Here is a 2481-nt window from a genome sequence, read left to right as displayed (position 1 = left end):
ATCCGGTCGACTATCCGCCCGGCCAGCCATTTCGCGCGCCGATTCTCGCGGCGCTCAACGCCTCGCCCACGCTCGCGCTGGAACTCTCCCCCGACGATCTGCTCGTTTCGCAGGACGACGTCTCGAAGTACGGCGTCTGCCGCAAGCCCTGTCTCGAACAGTTGCTGCCCGAGCCGCTGTGGCTGAAGCTCGCGGCGCGCATGCGCGGCAATCCCGAGGCGCTGGCGGAAATCCGCAAGATGAAGCCGTGGCTCGCCTCGCTGCTGGTGGAAACCTACGATTCGCTGAGCGCGGGGCTGCAAACCGAATACGGCACCGAGGCGCAATTGCAGAACGTGTTCCTGCGTCTGAAGGGGCGGCGCATCGTCGGGCTGGAGACGCTCTCCGAGCAGATGCGCGCGTTCACGAACCTGAACCTCGCGCAGCAGCGCGAGATGCTGGCGCAGGATCTCGCGCAGACGCCCGCGCAGAACGTCGCCGACGTGCAGACGCTGCTGCGCCTCTGGCGCGTGGGCGACGCCGACGCCATCGCCGCGTGGGATGCCGCGCGCACCGAAAAGCTGTCGCGCGACTGGCGCGTGGCGGCTTCGGTGGACAACCGCATCGTCTACGAGCGCAACCGGCGCTTCGTTTCGCGGATGCAGCAGTACGCCGCGCCGAACAAGCCGCTGTTCGTGGCGATCGGCGCGCTGCATCTGGGCGGGCGCAAGGGCGTGCTGCAACTGCTGCGTCAGCGTGGGTTTACGGTCGATCCGGGGTAGGCTTGGGCGGCGCGGCGTGGTTGTCCATCTGATCGCCGGGATCGGTGCTTTCGGTATTTTCAACGGCGGCAGCGGCGCGCGTACGCGGCGGCTTTCGTCTCATCTTTGGCTCCGGCGCGCCAGCGGCTTCCTTCTCCGATGTCTCTAGCTTCCGCGCAACCGGCCGTGACTTCGCGCGCACCCGCGTCGGCGCGGCGTCGAGCGCTTCGCGGACTTCGTCGATAGCGCCGCGCCAGTCGCCCACTTCACGCTGACGAAACAGACGCGCCGTCGGATACCACGGCGAATCGGCGCGATGCTCCAGCCAGCGCCACTCGCCGTTCGCGGGCACCAGCACCCAGACCGGCTTGCCGAGCGCGCCCGCCAGATGCGCGACCGACGTATCCACGGCGATCACGAGATCGAGATTCATGATGAGCGCGGCGGTATCGGCGAAATCGTGCAGATCGTCGCTGAAATCGTGGATCACGGTGTTTGATGGGGGATCGACGAGCGCGCTCAGCTGGGCGCGCGCCGTCTCTCCCTTTTGCAGCGAGAACCAGCTGAGGTGCGCGAGCGCGAACCACTCGCGCAGCGCCGCGAGCGGCACCGAGCGGTTGCGGTCGTTGTAGAAGCCCGGATTGCCCGCCCACACGAGCCCGACGCAGCGATGCCCGGCGGGTTTGCGCGACGTCGCCGCCTGCCCGGCCTTGGCCGTGGACAAGCTCTTGCCCGCACGCCGCGCGAGATCGGCCTGCATGGCCGCCTGCACACGCGCACGCCACGCCGCGACTTCCGTCTTGCGCGCGAACAGATACGGCACCGTGGCCGGAATCGTGTCGAGCGTCGTGCCGACCACGGGCGGCACGCTCATCATGTAGATCCAGTAGTCGTAGCCGCCCGACGGCGTGCCGCTCCACGCGCGATGCACGCCCGGCGCCGATTGCGCGAGCCACAGCAGCGCGCGCGGCACGCAGACGTCCACGCTCGCGCCGCGCCCGGCGATCTCGGCGGCGTAGCGCACGAACTGGATCTGGTCGCCGAAACCCTGCTCGTGGACCAGCAGCACGCGTTTGCCCGACAACGGTTCGCCGCGCCATTCGGGCATGCCGTCGACGTCGAAAGGCGCGTAGTCGGCGGCGCGCCAGCGTCGCGCATAGGCCGACCAGCCTTCGCGATACTGGCCCCGCTTGAGCTTGAGCCAGACGAGGTTCTGTTGCGCGTCGGCATGCTCGGGGTCGAGCGCCAGCGCGCGCAGATAGTACGGCTCCTCTTCGTCGTTCCGTCCCAGCGCGCCCAGCGCGGCGCCGAGGCAGACGAGATTGGCCGGATTCGGCTCCAGCGCCACCGCGTGGCGATAGCACTTTTCGGCGCTGCGGTAATCGCCCGTGCCGCCGAGCAGCGTGCCGAGGTTCACCCACGCCGCCGCGTAAGCCGGATGCAGTTCGAGCGCGCGCAGATAGCTGGCGATGGCGGCGGGCTCGTCGCCCAGCGCGTTCAGTGCGTTGGCCAGATTGAAGTGGATGCCCGCGTCGTCGGGCGTGAGCGCGAGCGCGGCGCGATAGCTCGCGAGCGCCTCGTCGTGACGGCCGAGCGCGGCGAGCGCGCTGCCGAGATTCACGTGCGCGTCGACATGGTCCGGTGCGAGCGCCAGCGCCGCGCGGCCGTGCTCGACGGCGGCCGCGAGATCCTGCTGATCGCCCCGATCGCGCAGGACGAGCGCGAGATGGCTGTGCGCTTC

General features: G+C 69.4%; 2 protein-coding genes. One reads left to right on the top strand and one right to left on the bottom strand.

The features are described 5' to 3' along the window. Positions 1-761: TraB/GumN family protein (locus G3N97_RS37960; protein WP_205997875.1), on the top strand; the 761-nt coding region annotated here is incomplete at its 5' end. On the opposite strand, the gene G3N97_RS37955 is transcribed toward G3N97_RS37960, so the two are convergent. Then, the coding region (locus G3N97_RS37955) for a tetratricopeptide repeat-containing glycosyltransferase family protein (protein WP_205997874.1) at positions 742-2481 on the bottom strand (1740 nt) is incomplete at its 5' end. The genes G3N97_RS37960 and G3N97_RS37955 overlap by 20 nt on opposite strands.

Origin of the sequence: Paraburkholderia sp. Ac-20347, assembly GCF_017104805.1 — a bacterium.
Taxonomy (GTDB): domain Bacteria; phylum Pseudomonadota; class Gammaproteobacteria; order Burkholderiales; family Burkholderiaceae; genus Paraburkholderia; species Paraburkholderia tropica.
This window is presented reverse-complemented; position numbering and strand designations above follow the sequence as displayed.